The sequence below is a fragment of the Janthinobacterium foliorum genome, assembly GCF_978021625.1.
The window spans coordinates 944,441-967,246 of sequence record NZ_CDXDQE010000001.1 but is presented as its reverse complement, the minus strand read 5'-3'; the positions used below and the strand labels follow the sequence as shown (position 1 = coordinate 967,246).

At 65.8% G+C, this 22,806-nt stretch carries 17 protein-coding genes; 9 read left to right on the top strand and 8 right to left on the bottom strand.

From position 1 onward, the window contains the following. Positions 1-120: 120 nt before the first annotated feature. From ACZ92H_RS04350 to ACZ92H_RS04325, 6 genes are all read left to right on the top strand, one after another. Positions 121-1,113 carry a TRAP transporter substrate-binding protein gene (locus ACZ92H_RS04350; RefSeq protein ID WP_131372411.1) on the top strand — a complete coding sequence of 331 codons (993 nt, stop codon included), beginning with the start codon at positions 121-123 and terminating at the stop codon, positions 1,111-1,113. A 119-nt stretch (positions 1,114-1,232) separates the two neighbouring features. Beyond that, positions 1,233-1,805, top strand: coding sequence for a TRAP transporter small permease (locus ACZ92H_RS04345; RefSeq protein ID WP_152256639.1), 573 nt, complete (start codon positions 1,233-1,235; stop codon positions 1,803-1,805). Continuing rightward, positions 1,802-3,082, top strand: coding sequence for a TRAP transporter large permease (locus ACZ92H_RS04340; protein ID WP_465047899.1), 1,281 nt, complete (start codon positions 1,802-1,804; stop codon positions 3,080-3,082). The genes ACZ92H_RS04345 and ACZ92H_RS04340 overlap by 4 nt, the downstream gene beginning before the upstream one ends. 424 nt (positions 3,083-3,506) lie before the next feature. Continuing rightward, a complete protein-coding gene (locus tag ACZ92H_RS04335) occupies positions 3,507-4,019 on the top strand; it encodes a methylated-DNA--[protein]-cysteine S-methyltransferase (protein ID WP_465047900.1) in 513 nt (170 codons plus the stop codon). Beyond that, positions 4,004-4,933, top strand: a complete 930-nt coding sequence (gene xerD, locus ACZ92H_RS04330) for a site-specific tyrosine recombinase XerD (RefSeq protein ID WP_465047901.1) — start codon at positions 4,004-4,006, stop codon at positions 4,931-4,933. The genes ACZ92H_RS04335 and xerD overlap by 16 nt, the downstream gene beginning before the upstream one ends. A gap of 80 nt (positions 4,934-5,013) precedes the next feature. Beyond that, entirely contained in the window at positions 5,014-5,223 is a 210-nt protein-coding gene (locus tag ACZ92H_RS04325; RefSeq protein WP_465047902.1) for a hypothetical protein, read from the top strand. 78 nt (positions 5,224-5,301) lie between these two features. Here the strand turns inward: ACZ92H_RS04325 and ACZ92H_RS04320 are convergent, their stop codons facing one another. The 3 genes from ACZ92H_RS04320 to ACZ92H_RS04310 are packed head-to-tail and all read right to left on the bottom strand — an operon-like array spanning position 5,302 to position 10,811. Further along, the gene (locus tag ACZ92H_RS04320) at positions 5,302-6,591 is read right to left on the bottom strand and encodes a TolC family protein (protein WP_465047903.1); all 1,290 of its coding nucleotides are present in this window, start codon (positions 6,589-6,591) and stop codon (positions 5,302-5,304) included. Further along, positions 6,578-9,682 carry an efflux RND transporter permease subunit gene (locus tag ACZ92H_RS04315; protein WP_465047904.1) on the bottom strand — a complete coding sequence of 1,035 codons (3,105 nt, stop codon included), beginning with the start codon at positions 9,680-9,682 and terminating at the stop codon, positions 6,578-6,580. Before ACZ92H_RS04315 ends, ACZ92H_RS04320 begins: the two co-directional genes overlap by 14 nt. Next, positions 9,675-10,811 carry an efflux RND transporter periplasmic adaptor subunit gene (locus ACZ92H_RS04310; RefSeq protein WP_465047905.1) on the bottom strand — a complete coding sequence of 379 codons (1,137 nt, stop codon included), beginning with the start codon at positions 10,809-10,811 and terminating at the stop codon, positions 9,675-9,677. The genes ACZ92H_RS04315 and ACZ92H_RS04310 overlap by 8 nt, the downstream gene beginning before the upstream one ends. Before the next feature lie 241 nt (positions 10,812-11,052). On the opposite strand from ACZ92H_RS04310, the gene ACZ92H_RS04305 reads away from it, so the two are divergent. Both ACZ92H_RS04305 and ACZ92H_RS04300 read left to right on the top strand, forming a co-directional pair. Further along, positions 11,053-11,733: a response regulator transcription factor gene (locus tag ACZ92H_RS04305; protein ID WP_131372235.1), complete on the top strand. Its 681-nt coding sequence runs from the start codon at positions 11,053-11,055 to the stop codon at positions 11,731-11,733. Continuing rightward, positions 11,726-13,123, top strand: a complete 1,398-nt coding sequence (locus ACZ92H_RS04300) for a sensor histidine kinase (protein ID WP_465047906.1) — start codon at positions 11,726-11,728, stop codon at positions 13,121-13,123. The genes ACZ92H_RS04305 and ACZ92H_RS04300 overlap by 8 nt, the downstream gene beginning before the upstream one ends. Here the strand turns inward: ACZ92H_RS04300 and ACZ92H_RS04295 are convergent. The 4 genes from ACZ92H_RS04295 to ACZ92H_RS04280 form a co-directional block, all read right to left on the bottom strand. Continuing rightward, positions 13,115-13,441 carry a hypothetical protein gene (locus ACZ92H_RS04295; RefSeq protein ID WP_131372231.1) on the bottom strand — a complete coding sequence of 109 codons (327 nt, stop codon included), beginning with the start codon at positions 13,439-13,441 and terminating at the stop codon, positions 13,115-13,117. The two genes, ACZ92H_RS04300 and ACZ92H_RS04295, sit on opposite strands and share 9 nt — an antisense overlap. Continuing rightward, positions 13,441-14,160: an MgtC/SapB family protein gene (locus ACZ92H_RS04290; RefSeq protein WP_465048440.1), complete on the bottom strand. Its 720-nt coding sequence runs from the start codon at positions 14,158-14,160 to the stop codon at positions 13,441-13,443. The genes ACZ92H_RS04295 and ACZ92H_RS04290 overlap by 1 nt, the downstream gene beginning before the upstream one ends. Positions 14,161-14,523: 363 nt before the next feature. Continuing rightward, positions 14,524-17,640 carry an efflux RND transporter permease subunit gene (locus ACZ92H_RS04285; protein WP_465047907.1) on the bottom strand — a complete coding sequence of 1,039 codons (3,117 nt, stop codon included), beginning with the start codon at positions 17,638-17,640 and terminating at the stop codon, positions 14,524-14,526. Positions 17,641-17,643: 3 nt separating this feature from the next. Continuing rightward, positions 17,644-18,876 carry an efflux RND transporter periplasmic adaptor subunit gene (locus ACZ92H_RS04280; protein WP_465047908.1) on the bottom strand — a complete coding sequence of 411 codons (1,233 nt, stop codon included), beginning with the start codon at positions 18,874-18,876 and terminating at the stop codon, positions 17,644-17,646. Between the two features lie 400 nt (positions 18,877-19,276). Here ACZ92H_RS04280 and ACZ92H_RS04275 point away from each other — a divergent pair, with 400 nt between their 5' ends. Next, positions 19,277-21,796 (top strand): sensor domain-containing protein, encoded by a 2,520-nt coding sequence (locus tag ACZ92H_RS04275; protein ID WP_465047910.1) that lies wholly within the window; start codon positions 19,277-19,279, stop codon positions 21,794-21,796. Here the strand turns inward: ACZ92H_RS04275 and ACZ92H_RS04270 are convergent. Continuing rightward, on the bottom strand, positions 21,789-22,775 hold the full coding sequence (locus ACZ92H_RS04270) for an endonuclease/exonuclease/phosphatase family protein (RefSeq protein ID WP_131372221.1): 987 nt from the start codon (positions 22,773-22,775) through the stop codon (positions 21,789-21,791). The genes ACZ92H_RS04275 and ACZ92H_RS04270 overlap by 8 nt on opposite strands. Positions 22,776-22,806 lie beyond the last annotated feature (31 nt).

The following is a 22,806-nucleotide window of genomic DNA, read 5'->3' as shown; positions in this document are numbered from 1 at the left end:
ATCGGGCTATTGTGGTTAACCACAATAGCCGAGGTAGTTTCTTTGGCACAATATCCAAATAGACAAATAATAAAGTTTTTTTAAAAACCCACTCAGGAGACAAAAATGCAACTGCCGCCAATGAAAACCCTGTTCGTCGCGCTGTGCGCCGCCATCGGCGCCACCGCCGGCGTCCACGCCTACGCGCAAGCGCCCATCGTCATCAAATTCAGCCACGTCGTGGCCACCGACACGCCCAAAGGCCAGGCCGCAGAGCGCTTCAAGCAGCTGGCCGAGAAAGCCACGAATGGCAAGGTCAAGGTCGAACTGTACCCGAACAGCCAGCTGTACAAGGACAAGGAAGAACTCGAAGCCCTGCAGCTGGGCGCCGTGCAGATGCTGGCGCCGTCGCTGGCCAAGTTCGGCCCGCTGGGCGTGAAGGAATTCGAAGCCTTCGACCTGCCCTACATCTTCCCCACCAAGACGGCGCTGTACAACGTCACCGAAGGCGAAATCGGCAAGAGCCTGCTGAAAAAACTGGAACCCAAGGGTATCACGGGCCTGGCTTACTGGGATAACGGCTTCAAGGTGATGTCGGCCAACAAGCCGCTGCACACGCCGGCCGACTTCAAGGGCCTGAAAATGCGCATCCAGTCCTCGAAGGTGCTCGACGCGCAGATGCGCGCGCTGGGCGCCAATCCGCAGGTGCTGGCCTTCTCGGAAGTGTATCAGGCGCTGCAGACGGGCGTGGTCGACGGCACGGAAAATCCGCCATCGAACATGTACACGCAAAAGATGCATGAAGTGCAAAAGCACGTGACCGTGTCCAACCACGGCTACCTGGGCTATGCCGTCATCGTCAACAAGAAGTTCTGGGATGGCTTGCCGCCCGAGATCCGCGCGCAGCTGGAAAAAGCCATGCGCGAAGCGACCACGTTTGAAAAAGCCATCGCCCAGCGCGACAATGACCAGGCCCTCGACGCCATCAAGAAGGCGGGCAAGACGCAGATCTACACGCTGACGGTGCAGGAACAGGCCGAATGGCGCAAGGCGCTGGCGCCCGTGCAGAAAGCCATGGAAGGGCGCATCGGCAAGGAGCTGATCTCGGCCATCAACAAGGAAAGCGCGAAGTAAGCTGCATGCCGTAGCGCGCCGCCTGGCGCGCCAGGCAGGGCCCTCCCTGCCATTCGCTGGAATGACTCCTGCGCGTCCTGCGCGGGCGTCCGTGTACCCGCATTCTTTGAAAGTCCACCATGAAATTTCTGGATCACCTGGAAGAGTGGCTGATCGCGTCCCTGATGGGCGCCGCCACCTTCATTATCTTTGTCGCGGTCGTGCACCGCTACCTGGCCGGCCTGCCGATCCCCGTCGTGCAGGACTTCCTGATTCAAATCAATACCAGCTGGGCCCAGGAACTGTGCATCTACATGTTCGTCTGGATGGCCAAGTTCGGCGCCGCCTACGGCGTGCGCACGGGCATCCACGTGGGCGTCGACGTGCTGATCAACCGCATGAATCCCCGCTGGCGCGACCGTTTCATCGTTTTCGGCCTGGCCGCCGGCGCCCTGTTTACGGGCATCGTGGGCACCCTGGGCGCCAGCTTCGTGTGGTCGATCGGCCACACGGACCAAACCTCGGCCGACATGGAAATCCCCATGTGGCTGGTGTATCTGGCCGTGCCGCTGGGTTCCTACCTGATGTGCTTCCGCTTCCTGCAGGTGATGGTGCATTTCATCAAGACGGGCGCCTTGCCGAAACACGACCACTCGCATGTCGAGGGCCTGGACGATGAATTGACGGCGGAAGAAAAAGGAGCCAAGGCATGAACGCGCTGATTATTTTTGTATTGCTGCTGGCGCTGATGCTGACCGGCATGCCGATTTCCATTTCGCTGGGCCTGACGGTACTGACGTTCCTGTTCACCATGACCAGCGTGCCGATCGAATCGGTGGCCCTGAAGATTTTCACGGGCATTGAAAAATTCGAGATCATGGCCATCCCGTTCTTCATTTTGGCGGGCAACTTCCTCACGCATGGCGGGGTGGCGCGGCGCATGATCAACTTCGCCAGCTCCATGGTGGGCCACTGGCACGGCGGCCTGGCGCTGGCCGGCGTGATGGCGTGCGCGCTGTTTGCCGCCGTGTCCGGCTCCAGCCCCGCCACCGTGGTGGCGATCGGTTCCATCATCCTGCCGGCCATGGTCAAGCAGGGCTATCCGCGCGGCTTCGGCGCCGGCGTCATCACCACCTCGGGCGCGCTGGGCATTTTGATCCCGCCATCGATCGTGATGGTGATGTATTCCGTCAGCACGAATACGTCCGTGGGCAAGCTGTTCATGGCCGGCGTGATTCCCGGCATGATGCTGGCCATGCTGCTGGGCCTGACGACATGGTTTTTGGCGCGCAAGCACAATTATCCGCGCATGCAGAAGGCCAGCTGGGGCGAGCGCTTCGTCACCTTCAAGAAGAGCGCCTGGGGCCTGCTCTTGATCGTCATCGTCATGGGCGGCATTTATTCGGGCGCTTTCACGCCGACGGAAGCGGCCGCCATGGCTGCCGTGTATGCCTTCATCATCGCCGTCTTCGTCTACAAGGACTTGAAGATCAAGCAGGTCGGCAAGGTCTTGCTCGATTCGGCCGCCATGTCGGCGATGCTGCTGTACATCATCACGAATGCCGTGCTGTTCTCGTTCCTGATGACCAGCGAAAACATCCCGCAGGCGATGGCAGAATGGATCACGGGCAAGGGGCTGGGCGTGATCAGTTTCCTGCTGGTGGTCAACGTCCTGCTGCTGCTGGCGGGTAACGTGATGGAGCCGTCGTCGATCGTGCTGATCATGGCGCCGATTTTGTTCCCCGTCGCCATGAAGCTGGGCATCGATCCCGTGCACTTTGGTATCTTGATCGTGGTCAATATGGAGGTCGGCATGTGCCATCCGCCCGTGGGATTGAACCTGTACGTGGCGTCCGGCATCACGAAGATGGGCATTTCCGAACTGACCGTGGCCGTGATGCCGTGGCTGCTGACGATGCTGGGCTTCCTCGCGCTGATCACCTACGTACCACAAATCTCGCTGTGGCTGCCAAATTTAATTTACAACTAAAATAACTGTCCCCGTCATGGTGCAAAAAAAGTCGATCCGGCCGAATAAATGCGCTATGATGGGCGGCCTTACGGGGAAACACGTATAAGCATATGCGCCCTGGTAGCAAGGCCGCAGTACAGAATTGGTTACTAGGTTGGTGGGGGAGTGGTCCATAAAAACGGTATTGATACCGGGGATATATTGAGGAGACACACGTTTCACAGAAGTTGTTGAGTCATAGCTGTCTGCGGCCACAAGCCGGCACCGGCGGACCCAAACGACCGGGAACGTGAAGCAATATTTGAAGCGCACCAGCTGGTGCGCTTTTTTTTCGTCCGGCGCTTCCCTGCGCGGGCCTGCCGGAACGGTGCATAATCGCCTTGCGATGCCTGTTTTGGTGCATCCGGTTGTATATTTGCCACACTTGAATTTTGATTAGCTGATGAAAAAACAACAGGGTAGTGAGCTGTTCAGTGCCATCGTTGCCGCGCCGTTCGGCGCCATGGGCGTGCGCACGGAAAATGGCCTGGTGCGCGAGCTGGTTTACCTGCCGCCGCACTTCCTGGAAATGGAGGCGCAGGATGCCGTCGCGCAGCAGGCTTGCGTGCAGCTGGCGCGCTACTTTGCCGATCCCGACGCGCCGTTCGACCTGCCCCTGGCACCGCTGGGCAGCCCCTTCCAGCAGAAGGTGTGGGCCGCCATCGCGCAGATTCCGCGCGGCCGTGTGCGCACCTATGGCGACGTGGCGCGCTTCATCGGCTCGGCGCCGCGCGCCGTCGGCCAGGCGTGCGGCGCCAACTGGTTTCCGCTGCTGATACCGTGCCACCGCGTGACGGCCGCGGGCGGCCTGGGCGGCTTTTCCCACCACGACGACGCGGCCGGTTTTCACCTGGGCGTGAAGCGCTGGCTGCTGGCGCATGAAGGCGTCGAGGGCATGGGATGGTCGGCACGATGATGAACAGCCTGCTGGCGCCCGACAACGCCACCCTGATCGATGAATTCTGCGACAGTCTGTGGCTGGAAGACGGCCTGTCGAAAAACTCGCTGGACGCCTACCGGCGCGACATGCGCCTGTTCGCGCGCTGGCTGGAAGTGAACCGGCCCGGGCGCGACGGCCTGTACGAGGTGTCCACGGCCGATATCGACGGGTATTTCGCCGCCCGCCACGACGAGAGCAAGGCGACGTCGTCGAACCGGCGCCTGTCCGTGCTCAAGCGCTTTTACCAGCTGGCCTTGCGGCACAAGCATATCGCCGCCGACCCGTGCCTGAAGATGGTCTCGGCCAAGCAGCCGGCGCGCTTCGTGCACACCCTGAGCGAAGCGCAGGTGGAAGCCTTGCTGGCGGCGCCCGACGTCAGCACGCCGCTGGGTCTGCGCGAGCGCACCATGCTCGAACTCATGTATGCGAGCGGCTTGCGCGTGTCGGAACTGGTGGACTTGCAATCGGTGGAGCTGAGCCTGAACGATGGCGTGCTGCGCATCACGGGCAAGGGCAGCAAGACGCGCCTGGTGCCCTTCGGCGAGCAGGCGCGGCTGTGGATCGAGCGCTACCTGAAGGAGGCGCGCGGCATCATCCTCGACGGGCAGATGGACGATGCGCTGTTCGTCACGCGGCGCGGCGGGGCCATGACGCGGCAGATGTTCTGGGTCATCATCAAGAAGCACGCGCAGCAGGCGGGCATCACGGCGCCGCTGTCGCCGCATACCCTGCGCCACGCGTTTGCCACGCACCTGCTGAACCATGGGGCCGACTTGCGCGTCGTGCAATTGTTGCTGGGCCACTCCGATATTTCCACCACGCAGATCTACACGCACGTGGCCCGCGAACGGCTGAAATTGCTGCATGCGCAGCATCATCCCCGCGGCTAAAAACTTTGCGTTTCGCCCAACTGCGTCATAATGTGCCTTATGCGGTTATCTGTAACAATAAAAAACTAAAGAGGTAGTAAATGGCCAAGACAAATTTCCAATACGAAAAACGGCAAAAAGAGCTGGAAAAGAAGAAGAAAGCCGAGGAAAAAGCCAGGCGCAAGCTGGAAGCGAAAAACAATCCGAAGCCGGCCGACGGCGAAGAGGGCGCTGACGGCGACGCGCCGGAAGCGGACGACAGCGAAGCGGATGCGGCCGACGGCACCGGCGCGCCTGCCCAGCCACAGTAATCCCCCGCCCCTGACGACCGGTGCGGCTTCCTCGCCGCGCCGGTATCCTCTCGTTGCAGCCTTCCTTTTTTATCAGCGTTATAAGCGCGGCCGTTGGCCGATGGCCAGTTGCAGCTGCGTGCTGGCGATGGCGGCATCGGCGCGCGCCTGCAGATAGCCTTGCCAGGCCTCGTCGGCCGAGCGCTGCGCCGCCAGCCATTCCAGCAGCGAGGCATTGCCCTTGACGTAGGACAGGCGCATGCCGTCGACGACCTTTTGCGCGTCCTGCAGCACGCCGTCGCGGTAGCGCGCCAGCCGTTCCTGCGCCGAACGCCATTGCCGCTGCGCCGTGCGTACCTGCGTTTCCGCCGTCAGTTCCGCCTGGCGCAAGGCCAGCATCGCCTGCGTCACGCCCGCTTCCGCCTGCACCACGTCGCCGTTGTCGCGCCGCGACAGGGGGATGGGAATGGCCAGCGACACGGACAGCGCGCGCGAGCGGGGCGCGCCATCGACGGCATCGCCATTGCCGTCGATGCCATCGCGGTAGCCGCGCGCGGCGGACAGGCCCACCGTCAGCGTCGGGTCGACGGAGCGGTTGGCGCGCACCAGCGCCGCGCCGTCGCGCAGGTTGTCCAGGGCGGCGCGGGCGATGCGCACGTCGCTGCGGGCCTTGAGCGCCTGCGGCACCAGCACGCTGGCGTCGCCGCCTTCGTAGGCGGCGAGGTCGCACGCCAGCTGCGCCTGCGGGAACAGGCTGTCGAACTGGCGCCCCAGCGGCGGCGACAGGTTCAGCATGGCGCTGTCAGCCTCGCTGCGCGCCTGCGCCAGCTCGGCCTGGAACTGGTCGCGTTCCACGCGCGACTGCAGCAGCTCGATGCCGCCCACGTCGCCCGCCTTCAGGCGCACGCCATTTGCTTCCACCACTTTCGACAGCGCCGCCATGGTCAGCTCCTTGCGCGCCGCGACGTCGCGCGTGCGGCACGCTTCCGTGAAGGCCGCGGCGGCGGCGGCATACAGATCGTTCCTGAAGCCGGCCACCGTTTCTTCGGCCAGCGCGACGTTGCTGTGCGCCGCCTTGATCCGCGCGGCGCGCTTGCCGCCCGTCTCGATGGCCATGCTGAGGGCCGGCGTCCACGTGACGGGACGATGCGGCAGCGCGTGCACCGTCTCGCGCGCGGCGCCCAAGGTGAATTCCGGATCGGGGCGCAGGCCGGCGATGCCGATGCCGGCGCTGGCCGACACGATGCCTTGCTGCTGCGCCTGCAGCTCCAGGCTGTGGCTTTCCACGGCGGACAGGTAGCTGTCAAAGCTCAGGGGCGCGGCGGAGCAGGGCAGGAACAGGCCGGGCGCCAGCAGGCAGGCCGTCAGGAATACATTAAAGCGCGTCATGGGTTTCTCCTCCGGTATGCGCCTGGCGTTTTGCCACATGCGCTTCGATCAGGTAATACAGGGCGGGCAGCAGGAGCAGGGTGAGCGCCGTGGCCGTCACCAGGCCGCCCACCACCACCGTGGCCAGCGGACGCTGCACGTCGCTGCCCAGGCCCGTTGCCAGCATGGCCGGCGTCAGGCCCAGGGCGGCCACGGTGGCCGTCATCAGCACGGGGCGCATGCGGTCGCGCGCGCCTTCCAGCACGGCCTCGCGCAGGCTTTTTCCCTCGTCGCTGCGCAAGCGGTTGATCTGCGCCAGCATCAGCACGGCATTCAGGACGGCCACGCCGAACAGGGCGATGAAGCCGACGGCGCTCGACACGTTCAGGGTCATGCCGCGCAGGTGCAGCGCGGCCAGGCCGCCCAGCATGGCCAGCGGCACGGCCAGCAAGACCAGGGCGGGCTGGCGCAGGTTGCGGAACTGGCCAAACAGCAGCAAAAACATGGCCCCCAGGGTCATCGGCAGGATCAGCGCCAGGCGGCTTTGCGCGCGCTGCAGGTTTTCGAACTGGCCGCCCCACTCGACGCTGATGCGCTGGTGTTCGTCGGCCACGGCCTGCGCCACCAGCGGGCGCGCCTCGGCCAGGAAGCCGGCCAGGTCGCGCCCGCGCGCATTCAGGCGCACGATGATGTGGCGCCGTCCCATCTCGCGCACGATCACGCTTTCGCCCGAGGTGGTGCCGATGCCGGCCACCTGCGCCAGCGGCACCTTGGCGCCATTCGCGGCCGTGAGCTTCAGGCTGGCGATGGCGTCGGGGCTGGCGCGCACGGCAGGCGGGAAGCGCACGGCAATGTCATAGCTTTTCTCGCCCACGTAGACCTGGCCGATGGGCGCGCCGCCGATGCCGGTGGAAATCAGGTCGGCCACGTCGGCCGCGTTGATGCCGTAGCGGGCCGCCTTTGCCCTGTCCAGTTCCACCTTCAGGTTGGGCAGCGGCGGTTCCACGTCCACCGCCACGTCGGAGGCGCCGGGGACGCCTTTCAATACGTTGGCCACCTTGCCGGCGATGCGGCGTACTTCGCCGAGGTCGTTGCCGAAGATTTTCACCGTCAGGTCGCTGTGCGCGCCCGACAATTTGTCCTGCACGCCGTCGATCATCGGCTGCATGAAGGCCACGGTGAAGCCGGGCATGCGGGCGAAGCGTTCGTTCATCCTGGCGATCAGCTGCTGCTTGCTCATGCCCGACTTCCAGCTTTTATAGGGATGCAGGCCCACGCTCGCTTCGATGTGCGACGGCGTCCAGTAATCGGTGCCGTCGTCGTTGCGCCCCGTCTGCGTGACGATGGTCGACACTTCCGGGAATTCCAGCGCGGCGCGGCGCAATTCACCGGCCATCTCGGACGCCTTCTCCAGGGTGATCCCGGGCGGCATCTGCACTTGCAGCCACAGCGATCCTTCGTCGAGGTAGGGCAGGAAATCGCGCCCGATGCCGGCGCCCAGGATGGCCAGGCCCGCCAGCGACGCGGCGCACACCATCGCTACCCAGCGCTTCCTGCCCACCATGCGTTCGAGGAAGCGCCCGTACGCGGCGGCCAGCTTGTCCAGCACGCGGTTGCGGGGCATGCGGCGCGGCTTGCGGAAGGCCAGCCAGGCCAGGCCAGGGATCAGCACCAGCGCCACCACCAGCGCGCCCGCCAGCGCCGCGCCGACGGCATACGCCATGGGCGAGAACAGCTTGTATTCGATGCGCTGGAAGGCGAACAGCGGCAGATACGCGGCGATGATGACGGCCATGCCGAACATGATGGGACGGGCCACTTGCAAGGTGGCGTCGATGGCGTCCTGCAGGGTGAGCGGGCGTTCCTGCTCCCGTTCGCGGCGGCGCAGTATGTTTTCCAGCACCACCACGGAACCGTCGACGAGGATGCCGAAATCGATGGCGCCCAGGGACAGCAGGTTGGCGGGAATCTTAAAATGGTGCATGAAGATGAAGGCGATCAGCAGGGCCAGGGGGATGGTCAGCGCGACGATGGCGGCCGCGCGCGGGCTGCCCAAAAACAGCAGCAGTACCAGGGCGACGAGCAGCATGCCTTCGCCCAGGGTAAATCCCACCGTGTGCAGGGTGGCGTCGATCAGCGAACTGCGGTCCAGGTAGGGCACCACTTTCACATCCTTCGGCAGCAGGTTAGCGTTCAGGTCGTCCACGGCCGCATGGATGCCCGCCAGCGCCTCGGACGGGTTGAAATCCTTCAGCAGCAGGGTGATGCCCTCGATGGTGTCGGGGTTGTTGTCCTTGCCGAGGATGCCGCGCCGCTCCACGTTGCCGTAGGCCAGCCTGCCCAGGTCCTTCACCAGCACGGGCACGCCATCCTTGCTGCTGACGACGACGTTGCCCATGTCGTCGAGCGAGTGCAGCAAGCCCACGCCGCGCACCACGTACGACTGCTGGCCGCGGTCGATCACGCTGCCGCCGCCGCTGATGTTGTTGGCATTGATGGCCTCCTTGACCTGCGCCAGCGAGAAGCCATAGCTGTCGAGTTTTGCGGGATCGAGTTCCAGCATGAACTGCGTCGTCAGTCCGCCGAAATTGCTCACGTCCGCCACGCCGCGCACCTGCTGCAGGCGCGGGATCACGGTCCAGAACTGCAGCTCGGACAGCTCGCGCAGGCTGCGGCTTTTCGATTCCAGGGTGTAGCGGTAGATCTCGCCCGTCGGCGAGGTGTAGGGATCGAGTCCCGGTTTGGCCTCGTACGGCAGGTTGACGCTGGCGAGGCGCTCCTGCAACCGCTCGCGCGTGAAGTAGCCGTCGCTGCCATCCTCGAACACCACCGTGATCAGCGACAGCGCGAACAGGCTGCGCGTGCGCAGCACGTGCATGCCGGGCGTGCCCAGCAGGGCCCGTTCCAGCGGTATCGTGATCTGCTGCTCGATTTCCTCGGCGCCCAGGCCCGGCACCTGCGTGACGATCTGCGAGGTGACGTCGGCGATGTCCGGATAGGCTTCGATGGGCAGCTGCTTCCAGCTGTAGATGCCGTAGGCGGTGACGAACAGCAGGACCAGCCAGACGATGCCGCGCCGCTGGCAGCAGGTGGCGATGAAACGGTCAATCATTGAGCAGCACTCCTTCCTTGACGACGATGCGCTCGCCCGCCTTGAGGCCCGCAACGATTTCCACCTGGTCGCCATGGCTGGCGCCCACTTCCACCGTGCGCGGCGCGAAGACCAGCGGGCTTCTTTCCACCATCACGCGCGTCGACAGTCCGCTTTGCAGCACGGCCGCCGCCGGCACCAGGATGGCGCGGCGCGAAGCGCCGGCAAAACCGGCATGGGCGAACATGCCCGGCTTGAAGGCGCCGGCGCGGTTGTCGATCGCCACGCGCACCTGCACCGTGCGCGTTTCCGCATCGAGCACGGCACCCACGTAGGCGACCTTGCCCTCGAAGTTCTTGCCAGGCCAGGCATCGACGGTAATGCGCGCCGTCTGGCCCACGGCCAGCTGCGCCAGGTCCCGCTCGGCCACGTTGGCCGACAGCCACACGGTGGACAGGTCGGCGACCGTCATGACGGGAGCGTTGATATCGTTCCAGTAGCCGCCCTGTGCGCCATCCATGGCGATCACGGTGCCGGCGATGGGCGAGCGCAGCACGTAGTCGCGGCGCGAACCGCGCGCGCCGGCGCCATACTGCGCCAGCTTGTCGGCGCTGGCCTGGGCATCGCTACTGGCTTGCTCGAAGGCCGTTTGCGCCGCTTCGTATTCCTTGCGCGCGGCGATCTGCGCCTCGAACAGGGTTTTCTGGCGCTCCAGTTCCTGGCGCGCCTGCAGCAGGCTGGATCGCGCCTTGCTGTCGTCCGCGTAGGCGGCGCTCAGTTCCGCCGAATCGAGCGTGAACAGCGGCTCGCCCGCCTTCACGCTGTCGCCCAGCCCTCGCTGCAAGCGCGTGATGCGCCCGGCCAGGGGCGGCGTGATTTTCACGAGTTTTTCCGGCATGGCGACAATGCTGCCCGGCGCATCCGTCTGCGTGGCGATATCCTGTTCCAGCACGGGCGCGATCTGCAGGCGCTGGCGCAGCGGCGACATCCTGTCGACGGCGATGCTGCCGTCGTCCAGGTGGCGCGACTGGGCTGACGGTAAAGGCGTGGCGGCCGCCGTCGGTTTGGCGCAGCCGGCCAGGGTCGCGCAGCCGAGGGCCACGGCGAGCGCGCAGCAGGCGCCCAGGGCGTTGGGGGTGGTCGTGTTCATCCCGTGTTTCCTTGTTGTTGGTGGTGAGGGGGCATGCGTGGATGCCATGCCCAGGCGGGCGGTCAGAGGGGGCGCAGGCGGCGTCATGACTGCAGTGCCACTACAGCGCCGGAAAAGCATAGCAAGGTGGTCCTGAAGAAGCGCCCAAGAACGCCTGAATCATTCTTCAGGTTCGGCGCGCGCGGGGTGGAGCGCGGTAAAATGCCGGCATGGAAAACGCGGCACAATGGGAAAGGCAGGCATGAGAATCCTCCTGGTGGAAGACGACCGCAAGGCGGCGCGCCTGCTGGCCCGCGGCTTGCAGGAAGAAGGCTTCGTCGTTGACGTGGCGCACAGCGCGGAAGAGGGCGAGGACGAAAGCTACGCCGTCGACTACGACGTGATCGTGCTGGACTGGATGTTGCCGGGCAAGCAGGGCATCGACTTTTGCCGCGACTTGCGCGCGCGCGGCATCCAGACGCCCGTGCTGATGCTTACCGCGCGCGACGCCACGGCCGACAGGGTGGCGGGCCTGAACACGGGCGCCGACGACTACCTGACCAAGCCGTTCGAATTCGAGGAACTGCTGGCGCGCATCCGCGCCCTGCTGCGCCGCTCCGACATCAGCCGCCCGCTGGTGCTGGGATTGGCCGACCTGACGCTCGATCCCGTCAGCCACCAGGTGACGCGGGGCGGCGCGCCGCTGGTGCTCACGCCCAAGGAGTACGCGATTTTATTGATCCTGCTGCGCCAGGCGGGCGAAGTGGTGAGCCGCGCGCGCCTGGCCGAGCAGATCTGGCAGGCTGACCTGATCGGCATCGATAACCTGATCGACGTTCACGTGCGCAACCTGCGGGGCAAGGTCGATGCGGCGGGCTTGCCGCAATTGATACACACGGTGCGCGGACGGGGCTTCCGCCTGGCGGAAAACAACGGTGGCTAGCTTTCGCAAGCGCTTGCTGCTGGTGCACCTGGCCGTGATCCTCGCCATCGTCGCCTGCACCGCCCTGGCCGGCTACTGGGGGCTGTCGCGCGCCGTGCACGGCCAGCTCGATGCGGCCCTGCTGGCGCTGGGCGAGACGGAAATGGCCATGCTGCCGGCCGCGCCGCGCCAGCCCGTGCAGGTGCACGAGATGGCATCGGGCCAGGCGCCGCCGTCGCTGATGCGGCTCGACCGCCTGGTGCAGATCATCGATGGCGCAGGCCGCGTGCTGGCGCGCAGCCGCAACCTGGAGGGCGCGCAGCTGCCGGCACCGCCGGCCCTGCTGGCGCGCCTGGCGGCCGGCGAGACGGTCTTTGAAACCCTGCCGAAGTTCGGCGAGGAGCCGCTGCGCATGGTGTCGATTCCCGTGCCGACCTCCGGCGCCGGCCTGGCGGTGCAGGTGGCCGGTTCGCTCGACGACACCAATCACGTGCTGGCCGCCGCCACCGTGCTGTTTGGCGCCATGGCGCTGGCCTTGCTGGCGGCCGTGGGCCTGGCCGGCGAAATGCTCACGCGCCGCGTGCTGGGCGCCATCGACGACGTGGTGCGCCAGGCCCATTCGATCGGCGAGGCCAGCCTGCACCAGCGCCTGCCGCATCCGGGCACGCCTGATGAAATCGGCCGCCTGGTCGATACCCTGAACGCCATGCTGGACCGCCTGGAGCACGGCTACGATGCGCAGCGCCGCTTCACGGCCGACGCCTCGCACGAATTGCGCTCGCCCCTGTCGCGCCTGCGCACGGAAATCGAGATCACGCTGCGCCGACCGCGCGAGGCGCCCGAGTATGTCGACGCGCTGGCATCCTGCCTCGATGAAGTGCAGCGGCTGACGACCCTGGTGGAAGAACTCCTGATGCTCACGCGACTGGACGTGGGCCAGGAGCGCAATGCCGTGGAAACCATCGCGCTCAATCCGCTCGTGCGGGCGGCGGCGCAGCGCCTGGAAAAGGCGGCGGCGCAGCGCGGCATCCGCATCGACCTGGATGCAGGCGCGCTCGTGCAGGCCAGGGTGGCGGCCGGCCCCGTGGACCTGGTGCTGGCCAACCTGCTGGATAACGCGGTGAAGTTTTCGCCGCCGGGCAGCAGCATCACGGTGCACGTGGCGCGCGACGGCGCGCAGGCGATCGTCGGCGTGGCGGATGCGGGGCCGGGTATCGGCGTGGAAGACCTGCCGCACCTGTTCGAGCGCTTTTACCGGGGCGCCCAGGCGCGCGCGGGCGAGGCGCCCGGCTTTGGCCTGGGCCTGGCCCTGTCGCAAGCCATCGTGCACGCGTACGGCGGCAGCATCGCGGCGCAGAACCGCCCCGGTGGCGGCGCGCTGTTCATCATGCGCCTGCCCGCGTCAGATTGAAGGCGAAGGCGCGACGCCCTCCCAGCGCACTTGCCGCACCTGCGGCCAGGCGCCCGCGCGGTTGACGAAGCGCACCAGCACGGCGCGCTGCACCAGCTGGCACAGCACCGTGGCGATCAGGCGCACGCTTTGCCGCCCTTCTTCCCAGCTGCGCACGAGCTGCGACGGCGCCAGTCCCGCTCCCTGCAGCTCGGCCAGCAGCAGGCGCACCACGTGGTCGGCCTGCGCCGCCGGGCAGGTGACGGTCAGGCGGTAGGTGGCGAAGGCGGGCCGGCCGGGGCCGCGTTTGGCGAACCAGTGGAACAGTTTTTTCATCATCACACTCCCCGTTCGGCGACAAATTCCGCGTTATTCACCAGCGCCCAGCGCACGGCCGAGACGCTGCCTTCCAGGCTGACCTGGCTGACGATCTGCTCCAGCAATCCCAGGCTGGACAGGGGCGTGAGCAGGTCGGCCCGCACTTCGATGCGCCCCGCCTGCGCCGCGTCCTCGCTGTGCAGCGATTGCAGCATCAGCGCCGGCATGCCGCTGATCATGCGCAGCATCAGGTTGCGCACCTGGACTTCCTGCTCCGCCTCGCACACGGCCGTGACGCGGTAGATGCTTTCCGTCTCGATGCCCGCTTCGCTGCCGTGCGTGTTGATGCGCTGCGCCAGGTGGCGCAGCACCAGGTTGGCGACCAGCACGAAGGCCGTGCCGATGGCCGCTTCCAGCGCGAAGCCCAGGCCGCACAGCACGCCGATGGCGGCCGAGCACCACAGGGTGGCCGCCGTGTTCAGGCCGCGCACCGTCATGCCTTCGCGCATGATGACGCCGGCACCCAGGAAGCCGATGCCCGACACCACCTGCGCGGCGATGCGCAGGTGGCCATCGGGATCGCCTTCGAGCACGGAAACCATGACGAACAGTGAGGCGCCGACGGAGACCAGCGCGTTCGTGCGCAGGCCCGCCATGCGCTGGCGCAGCTGGCGTTCGGCGCCGATCATGGCGCCCAGGGTCAATGCCGCGGCAACGCGCAGCGCAAAGTCAAATACCACCATCAGTTTCTCCCGGCTGGGGAGGAACAGGCGAGTGCACAGGGCGAAGACAGTCCGCCCGGATTGGGTCAGCAGGCGATAACGGTGGAACGATGAGGAGGGAAGTGGCGGCGAATGGACATCGCCGCCGGTAAAACCACACCTTGCCATGGGCAGGGCGGGCGGAATGCGCGCGTCTTGCCTAAGGCCGATCGCCGATGGTCAATCGACTACTGTCACTGGAACAAGCACCCACGAGTCACTCCATACAATTGATAACGGGAACAGTCTAGCCAGCGCAGCCGCTTTGGTCAACTGAAGCTCTCTTCAGGAAGCCGCCGCGTCGTCCCCGCCAATGCGGGGACGGTGAAGGCGACCGGTGGATCAGTGGGCGGGCGCTTTGCCGGCGTCTTCGCTGACTTCAGCATGCTCGCCGGCGCGGAAGAAGCGCGCGGCGCGCTTGCCCAGGCTGTCGAGGTAGGTGTAGGCGACGGGCACCACCACCAGGGTCAGGATGGTCGAGGTGATGACGCCGCCGATGACGGCGCGGCCCATCGGCGCCTGCGATTCGCCGCCGTCGCCCATGCCGATGGCCATCGGCAGCATGCCGAAGACCATCGCCAGGGTGGTCATCAGGATGGGGCGCAGGCGCACTTGCCCCGCTTCCATCAGCGCCGCGAACTGGCCCAGGCCCTCGCGCTGGCGCTGGTTGGTGAAGTCCACCAGCAAAATCGCGTTCTTCGTGACCAGGCCCATGAGCATGATGAAGCCGATCACGGAGAAGATGTTCAGGGTGCTGCCCGTGATCAGCAATGCCAGCAGCACGCCGATCAGCGACAGCGGCAAGGACACCATGATGGCGACCGGCTGCAGGAAGCTGCCGAACTGCGACGCCAGCACCAGGTAGATGAAGATCACGGCGATCCCCAGCGCCATCATGGCGCCGCCCATGGTTTCGGCCATCTGCTGCGCATTGCCGGCCACGTCGAAGCGCACGCCGGGCGGCAGGTCGATCGATTTCATGGCCTTTTGCACGTCGGCGTCGACGTCGCCGGCAGGGCGGCCCTGCGTGCCCGCATAAATGGCGACCCTGCGCTGCAAGGCCTGGCGTTTCAGCACTTGCGGGCTGGAGGACGGCACGAAGTCCACCACCTGGCGCAGCGGGATCATGATCGGCTTGCCGTTGGCGTCCAGCTTGCTCGACGCCAGCGACAGGTCGGCCAGGTCGGCCACTTTCTGCCGCCCGGATTTTGGCAGCTGCACGTTGACGTCGTAGTTCTGCCCGTCGGAGGCCAGCCAGTGGCTGACCGTGTCGCCCGCCACGAACGGACGCAGCGCATTGCCGATCTGCTGCACCGACAGGCCCAGGTCGCTGGCCAGTTCGTTGTTGATCTTCACCGTGGTCGACGGGTTGGCGCCTTCCTGGCTGTACTCCATGTCGGCCAGGCCCTTGATGGTGCGCATCTTGTCCATCAGGGTATGCGCCACGGCATCGAGCTTGCCTTCATCCGTGCCCAGGATGGCGATGAAAATGGGGCGCTGGCCGACGGACAGGGTGATGCCGGCGATCGGCGCCAGGCGCTCGCGGATCAGTTTTTCCAGTTCCTGCTGCGAGCGGCGCTTGTGCTTCTTGATATCCGTCAGCTTCAGGTTGACCTCGGCCGTGTTGCGGCCATCCTGCGTGCCCACGTTGGCCACCAGGCTGTCGATCTCGGGGAATTCCTTCAGCGCCGTTTCGATCTGGCGCACCTTGCTATCCGTGTATTCGAGGCTGGAGCCGACGGGCGTCTTGAAGCGCAGGTTGACCCAGCCCTGGTCCGTCTCGGGGAACATTTCGCCGCCGATCATGGGCACGAGCATCAGGCTGCCCACGAACAGGGCCACGGCCGTGGCCAGGGTGGTCTTGCGCCAGCGCAGGGCCACGGCCAGCACCTTGCCGTACCAGACGTGCAGGCGGTCGATGCCCGTCTCGATCCAGGCCATGAAGCGGCCCAGCCACGGCGCGTACTTGAAGCGGTCCTTGACGGGGTCGCGCCAGACGGACGACAGCATCGGGTCGAGCGTGAAACTGACGAACAGCGAGACCAGCACGGCCACCGCCACGGTGATGCCGAACTGCAGGAAGAAGCGGCCGATGATGCCATCCATGAAGGCCACCGGGACGAACACGGCGACGATGGCAAACGTGGTGGCCATCACGGCCAGGCCGATTTCATTGGTGCCGTCGTTGGCCGCCCGGTAGTGGTTCTTGCCCATGCCCAGGTGGCGCACGATGTTTTCGCGCACCACGATGGCGTCATCGATCAGCAGGCCGATGCACAGGGACAGGGCCATCAGCGTCAGGAAGTTCAGGGTAAAGCCGAAGGCCTTCATGGCGATGAAGCTGGCCAGCACGGAGATCGGCAGGGTCAATCCCGTGATGATGGTCGAGCGCCACGAGTGCAGGAACAGGAAGACGATGACCATGGTCAGCACGGCGCCTTCGATGATGGTGCGCTTGACGTTATCGAGCTGGCTTTGCACGCGTTCCGATTCGTCGTCGAGCACGCGCAGGGTGATATCGGGCGGCAGGCTCTTTTGCAGGTCGGCCGCCACTTTCAGGATGCCGGTGCCCACTTCGACCACGTTGGCGTCCTGCACCTTGGTGATTTCCATGGTCACGGCCTGCTGGCCGTTCATGCGCGAGATCGACAGTTCTTCCTGCTCGCCATCGACGACGGTGGCCACCTGGTCCAGGTAGACGGGACCGACGGCGCGGCGCGCCACGATGATCTTGCCGAATTCGCGCGCATCCTTGATCTTGCCTTCCACGCGCACCAGCTGCTCGGCCGCGCCGTGGCTGATGGAGCCGGCCGGCAAATTGGTATTCGTGGCCTGGATGGCGCGGATCACTTCATCGACGCCGATGCCCTGGGCATTGAGTTCGATGGGTTTCATGCTGATGAGGATCTGGCGCGCGCGCAGGCCGCGCAGCTTGACTTGCCCCACGCCGGCCACGCCCTGGAAGCGCTTGCTGATGATCTGCTCCGTCATGGTCGACAGTTCGCGCAGGTCATGCCCGGTGGAAGTGAGCACGATGGTGGCGATGGGGCGTTCGTTGTCGCCTTCGGCGCGGGCGATGAACGGGTCCTTGGCTTCCTTCGGGAAGCGCGGGCGCACCAGGGCCACCTTGTCGCGCAAGTCCTGCATGGCCTTGTCCATGTTCGTCGACAGCTCGAATTCCAAATAGACGCCGGCGCGTCCTTCCCACGAGTTGGCGCGGATGGTCTTGATGCCGCTGACGGTGTTGACGGCATCCTCGATGGGACGCGTGATGTCGTTTTCCACCGCTTCGGGCGAGGCGCCCGGGTAGTTCACTTCAATGGCGGCGAACGGGAACTGCACGCTGGGCATGCTTTCCACGCCCAGGCCCCGGTAGGAGAAGATGCCCAGCACCACCAGCGCCACCATGACCATGGTGGCGAAGACGGGGTTCTGAATGCTGACTTTGGTCATCCACATGGCTTAATCCTTCCGTGCCAGCACGGCGGCCGGCGCGGCGGGCGCGGCGGCTGCCCCGGCGAAGGTCACGCCGTGGCCTGGTTTCACGCCATCGAGCCTGGCGACGATGACCTTGGCGCCCGGCACCAGGCCCGACTTGACCTCGGCGTAGCCTTCATCTTCGTTGCGCAAGCCCAAAGTGACGGGCTGTTCCACCACCTTGTTGCCCACCAGCGCATACACGACGGGGCCCTGCTTTTCATTGCGCACGGCCGTGAGGGGCACCAGCGGCGCCACTGGCGAACGCTCGGTGACGATGCTGCCCTTGGCGAACATGCCGCCGCGCAGCGCGCCATCGGCATTGTCGACGGCGATATACACCAGCATGGCGCGCGAGCCGCTCTCCGTGGTGGGGTTGATGCGCGTGACCTTGCCGGCAAAGTCGCGCGCGCCGAAGCCGTCGACCTTGAAATGCACGTCCTGGCCCAGCTTGATGCGGGGGATTTCCGCGCTGGGCACGGGCGCTTCCAGGGTCAGCTGCGCCAGGTTGACGATGGTGTAGACGGGCATGTCGGGCGAGACCTTTTCGCCGGCCTGCAGGTGGCGCTTGCTGACGATGCCGGCCATCGGCGCGCGGATCACCGTGTCGGCCAGCGCGATGCGCGCCAGTTCGAGCATGGCGGCATTGGACTTGACGCCGGCACGGGCCAGGTCGACGGAGTTTTGCGTCGTGTCGTAGGCCGTCTGCGAAATGTACTTCTGCTTGAGCAGGGCCTGGCTGTTGGCCTCGTTCTTGGCCGCCATCGACAATCGCGCCTGCGCTTCGTCGAGCATGGCTTGCTGCTGCGTCAGGCGGGCGCGCTGGTCGGCCGCGTCCAGGCGCACGAGGATTTGCCCGGCGGACACGCTCTGGCCTTCCTGCAAGGTCGTTTCGTGGATGACGCCCGAAACCTTGGCCTTGATGGTGGCTTGCGTCAGGGGCGCCAGGGAACCGGACAGGGGCAGGCTGATGGCCAGCGCGCGCGCATCGATGGCGGCCACGTCGCCTTGCGCCAGTTCATGCACGGGCGTCTTTTCCTTGTCCTTCTTCTTGCTGGCCTGCTGCTCGGCCGCCTTGGCCGCCTGCTGCTTCGACTGCATGACGGTCCAGCCGCCGCCGGCCAGGCCCAGCACGATGAGGATCAGCACGGGGGCGCGCCAGCGCCGGCTGCGCTTGGCTGCAAGGGGGGATGCCGGTGGCAATGTCTCGTTTTTCATAGGACTCTTTGAAGGCGGCGGCGCGAAGGTTCGGCGCCAGGTCTCGGTGCGGCCCGGCCTGTGGCGGGCCGGGGGAATTCGGGTAGCGCACCGTCGTGGCGGGCTGCAGCGGCACGCCTGCCGCTGCGGCCGTTCACGACGATGCGCATGTTGCCACTTTATGAAGATTCAAGCCCGGCTGCCATCGCCGTGCGACAGATTGCACAAAAACGGGGATGAAATGCAAAAAACGGGCGCCAGAGGCATCCGCCGCACAGGCCGCGCCGGCGTGGCCGGGCCACGATGCTTGAGCATCCTCAATAAGCCGATTCGCCGGCGCGCAAGAATGACGGGGATGGTTGCGCCACCGGACAGGCCATGCTCCCGCCGGCTGCGGCGTGGCCGCGCCACGGGGGGTCTGATGTCTGATCGGATTGTCGGAGCCGCCCCGTCGCCGGGCCGCCTGCTGGTTGCTGCCGGGCCTGGAGCGGGGCCGGCCGGCAGGGCGCTCGATTTGCTGTCGATTATCGTTGCCGCCGTCGAACAAGCACCCGGCATGGCCGTGCGCGGCATTGATCACGAAGGCATCGTGCGCTACTGGAGTCCGGGCGCGGCGCGCCTGTACGGCGTGTCGGCCGAGCTGGCGCTGGGCCAGGCATGGGCCAGGGTGGCCGCCGCCTTGCCCGAGGGTGCCACGTTCGCCGAGGATTTTGCCGGCGAACTGGCGGCCGTCTGGCATAGCGGCAAGGCGCGCAGCGCCCGGCTGTGGAAGCTGGGCAGCGATGGCCTCGCGCCCCGCTGCATCTGTTCCACCCTGTTCCCTGTCATCCAGTCGGGGCGCGTGCGGCAAGTGGTATGCCTCGATATCGACATCACGGCCGGTGGCCAGGATGGCGCCGTGCAGGGCGCACTGTTGCTGATGGGCGATAATTTCCGCCAGCTGTATGAAAAATCGGCGGATGCCATCGTGCTGCTGCGCGACGAGCACATCGCCGAAGCCAATCCGGCCGCCATTGCCCTGTTTCAATGTGAAGACCGGCCGCGCCTGCTGGGGCGCCGCCTCAGCGACTTTTCGCCCCTGCGCCAGCCCGATGGCGAATTGTCGGCATTGCGCGGCACGCAACTGGCGGCGCAGGCCCACGCGCACGGCAACTGGCGCTATGACTGGCACTATCAAACCTGCCTGGGGGAACTGTTCTGGGGCGAGGTGCTGCTCACCTCCGTCACGCTTGACCATACGTATCTGTTTTATGCCGTGATCCGCGATATTTCTTCCCGCAAACTGGCCGAGCGGGCGCTGTACCTGTCGGCGCAGGTGGTGGAGCACGCGCGCGAGGCGATCGTGGTGATGGACCCGCAGCAGCGCGTCGTCAGCATGAATCCCGCCTACAGCGAGATCAGCGGCTTCAGCCCCGATGACATGCTGGGCAAGCCCTTTGTCATGCACCGCGCGGAGCCGGACGAGCTGGCCTTCTTCGACCACGTGTGGGAAGAGGTCGATGCGAATGGTTACTGGCAAGGGGACATCGTCGGCCAGCACAAACAGGGCCAGCGCTATCCGGCCTGGCTGTCGCTGACGGCCATTCGTGATTCGCAAGGGCAATTGAGCAATTACATGGCCATCCTTAGCGACATCAGCGAGCGCAAGAAAACGGAAGAACACACGCGCCACCTGGCCGAGCACGATTTCCTCACCGATCTGCCGAACCGGGTGCTGCTGCTGGACCGGCTGTCGCTGGCGCTGGCCGCCGCGCGGCGCAAGCTGAGCATGCTGGCCATCCTGTACCTGGACCTCGATCACTTCAAGCACATCAATGACAGCATGGGCCATCACGTGGGCGATTTGCTGTTGAAGGAAGTGGCGCGGCGCCTGGTGCGCTGTGTGCGCGGCGTCGATACGGTCAGCCGCCACGGCGGCGACGAGTTCGTCATCATCCTGGCCGAGGTGGGCGGCATCGAACAGGCGGCGCACGTGGCGGCCAGCCTGCTGCAAGCCGTCACGCAGGTGTACCAGCTGGGCGACCACGAGCTGCAGGTGGCCGCCTCGATCGGCGTGGCCATCTTTCCCAGCGATGGCGACAGCATCGACAGCCTGATCCACAATGCGGATGTCGCCATGTACCACGCGAAGGAAAGCGGGCGTAACAATTTTCAGTTTTTCAATGCCGAGATGAATGCGCAAATCGTCGAGCGGGCCAGCCTGGAGCAGGGGCTGCGGGCCGCGCTCGGCAACGGGGAATTCGTGCTGGAGTTCCAGCCCGTCCTCGATGTTGCCGCCGGCCGGATCGCCGGCGCCGAAGCGTTGTTGCGCTGGCGCCATCCGCAGCTGGGCTTGCTACCGCCCGAGCGCTTCATCGCCGTGGCCGAGGAATGCGGCTTGATGGTATCGATCGGCAACTGGGTGCTGCAGCAAGCCTGCCGTCGCGCACGGGCCTGGCTGGACGGGGGACAAGACTGGAGCGTGTCCGTGAATCTGTCGGCGGCGCAATGCCTGCACAATAACCTGTTGCACAGCGTGCAGGAAGCATTGCACGCATCGGGCTTGCCGGCAGCCTGTTTGACGCTGGAATTGACGGAAACGCTGCTGATGAAGGGGGGCGCGCGCCTGGCCGGCGTCCTGGCGCAGCTGCGCGGGCTGGGCGTGCAGCTGGCCATCGACGACTTCGGCACCGGTTATTCGCGCCTGGCCAACTTGCGCCACTACCCCGTGGACCAGCTGAAAATCGATCCTTCCTTCCTGTCCGGTGCGGATGGCGATACGGCAGTGGCCGCCACCATCATCGCCATGGCGCGCGAGCTGCAGTTGACGGTCATCGCCGAAGGCGTGGAAACGGCGCAGCAGCTGGCCTACCTGCAGGCGCAGGGTTGCCAGCGATACCAGGGCCGCTATGCCAGCGCGCAAGTCGATGGCAGCGCGCCGGGCAAGCTGTTCGCTAATTGATGTTTCCCAGCAGTTTGATGCGCGCCAGCACCTGGCCATGGTCCGAGGCATGCGGCAGCCCCAGCAGCAGGTGGTCGTTCAGGTAGAGCACGTCCTGCACCACGCCGATGGCGCGCGGCGAGGCGGGGTGGAAATGTTCGGAAACGAGGATGTGGTCGATCGTCATGTAGGCGCTGTCGTGGATATTCGTGTAGCCCGCATGGCGCGCGGCATCCTGGCGCTGCTGGATGGCGTTGGCGTCATACAGGCGCTCGCGCATGTCGGGCGCGTCGCCATGCAGCTCGCACGGCGCGCCGGCGCCCATGACGATGGCCGTGGTGACGGCGTTGGCGATGTCGTTGAAGTCGCCCAGCACGATGCGCGGACGGCCGCTATGGCCCAGTTCGCTCACCAGCACGCGCAGGGCCACGGCTTCCGCGCCGCGCCGCTGCAGCGAGCGCAGGTTGGCCAGCGCATACGCGAGCGCATCGCCGCCGTCGCCATGGCGGTAGTCGGGACGGCGCGATTTCAGGTGCAGCACCACCACGTCCGTCAGTTGTCCGCCGGGCAGCATGACCTGCACATGCAGGGGCGCGCGGGCGAAGCGGCTGGCGTTGTCGTCCGGTGCCTGGCTGTCGGGGGGCAGCAGCACGCCGGCAGGAAAATTCGCAAAGGCAACGCCCGGGCCGGCCAGGGGCAGGCGCGAGACCAGCGCCACCGTCGGCAGCATGCGCCCGGCAGCGTCCATGGCGTCGTAGCCGGCTTGCACGGCCTCGCGGTAGCGGCGCGTGCGCGCCAGCACGTCGCGCAGGGCCGCTTGCGAGAAGATTTCCTGGAAACCGATCACGTCGGCGTCGAGCAGGTCGATCTGCCGCGCTGTCCACTCCGCCTTGGCCTCGTATTGCGCGGGGCTCAACGGTTCCAGGTTGTCATACAGTTTCGCCCCGGCAGGGGCAAGGTTGCAGACATTGAATGTGGCAAAGCGGATTTCTTGCTGCATAATTAGCACTCCTCACTGAACGATCAGCGTA